The sequence below is a fragment of the Neobacillus sp. PVCKKU3 genome (assembly GCF_058323225.1).
Genome location: NZ_JBLVQN010000088.1, coordinates 1 through 1,840, shown reverse-complemented (window position 1 = coordinate 1,840; position 1,840 = coordinate 1). Strand labels below are relative to the sequence as shown.

The window sequence follows — 1,840 nt, the reverse complement described above, 5'->3', positions numbered from 1 at the left end:
CGTATTGTCAAAACTTTTATATTAAAAAAGTTAATAATCCTTGATTTAAAGGGCTTAAAAAGCAAAAAACTTGCCACCCCCGTAGTTTTAGGTTAAAAGTGAGGTTACCACACGCACACTTAATCCCTAACAACCAGGATGTGACAAGTTTGTACCCTCAATTATTAACTTATTTAATGGAATTTATCAAGCATCAAGATCAGGTAATTCGAACATTACTTACCTTATTGATTGGAAAAGGTATGTTTGAAAAGCCTGAAGAAACACCCGTAAATAAACCTTATCGTAAACTTCAAGTGGATGATCTTCCGATCATCGAAACACTTCAAAAGCTTGATTACCGTTGTCTCCTTACAGAATATCTTAAGAAAAACGGTAAACAGTTAAAGCCTGTTCAAAGGCGTAAGAACGCAAAAGTAAGTGTGCCAAAATCTATGACCTGTCCGCAGTGCGGTGCTCCATCAGATTATCTTTACGCCAATAACGGAGGCAAAGGACAGTATCAATGCAAGGTGTGTTCATGTCTTTTTAACGATAAAAGTCGATATTCTAAGGAGGCCATTTTAAAGTGCCCTCATTGTTCTAAGAACCTTGAAAAGATCAAGGAGCGAAAAGACTTTGACGTCTACAAGTGCAAAAATAATGATTGTCCCTATTACCAACAGAAGCTGAACAGTATGTCTTCAAAAGAGAAGAAACAGTTCAAAAAGGATCCTCAATCCTTTAAGATGCGGTACATTTTCCGGCAGTTTCAGATTGATTTTCTACCATTATCTAAGTCTTCTCCCAAAAAGCCAAAGGTTGATTTATCAAGGCTTTATGTGTCACCACATACTTTGGGGCTCATTTTAACCTATCATGTCAATTATGGCCTTTCGGCCAGGAAGACAGCTGCACTCATGAAGGATGTACATGGAGTATCCATATCACATCAGAGTATTTTAAATTACGAGAATGCTGTAGCTCTTATCCTTAAACCCTACGTAGATTACTATCCCTATGAACTTTCTGACCAGTTCTGTGGGGACGAAACCTACATTAAAGTGAATGGACGTTGGCACTACTTGTTTTTCTTCTTTGATACGGTAAAAAAGATTATTCTTTCTTATCCAGTGTCTCCAAACCGAGATACAGTGTCAGCCATTCGTGCCATTGATGACGTGTTAATGAAGCTAAAAGAGATTCCCAAAGACCTTACATTTGTGGTTGATGGCAATCCAATTTATCTTTTGGCCCAGCACTTTTATGCCCAACACGATATTCACTTCGACATCAAGCAGGTTATCGGTCTCACCAATGAAGATCCGGTATCGACTGAGTATAGGCCACTTAAACAAGTGATTGAAAGACTTAATCGTACGTTTAAAGGCAATTATCGATCCACCCATGGATTTGGCTCTGAACATGGATCTGTTTCTTTTGTGACTTTGTTTGTGGCTTACTTTAACTTTTTAAGGCCACATTCTGCATTAGAAGGTAAGGTACCCGTGCTTAATCCGGAGCTACTGCAGCTTCCAAATATGCCTGCACGATGGTCAAAACTTATCGGTTTAGCTCAAGACTGGATTATCGAGCAAACAGCCTAACTTTTTTGTTTAGCAGAGCCCTTGAACCAATCCAGCAATCGGCGAAGCGAACTCTTGACAAACCGAACTTGCCAATGGTTTAAAATGGAAAAACCAAGGGCTATTTAGCATGCCTTCTTTTTGTCCCCGTCGCCCTTGTTAAAGTGAAGTCAAACCATTGGCGTGTTTGTCAAGAGCGATTGCGTGGCCTTTCCACTAATAAATGAAAAAGCACCAACCCACCTAATGAGTTTTCATAGAACTTTTGACACTAC

Annotated in this window: 1 protein-coding gene; it reads left to right on the top strand. The window is 39.3% G+C overall.

Annotated features, from left to right (window positions below):
• Positions 1 to 149: 149 nt before the first annotated feature.
• Positions 150 to 1,586, top strand: a complete 1,437-nt coding sequence (locus ACNQGS_RS28860; protein ID WP_491490381.1) for an IS6 family transposase — start codon at positions 150 to 152, stop codon at positions 1,584 to 1,586.
• The last annotated feature ends 254 nt before the right edge of the window (positions 1,587 to 1,840 follow it).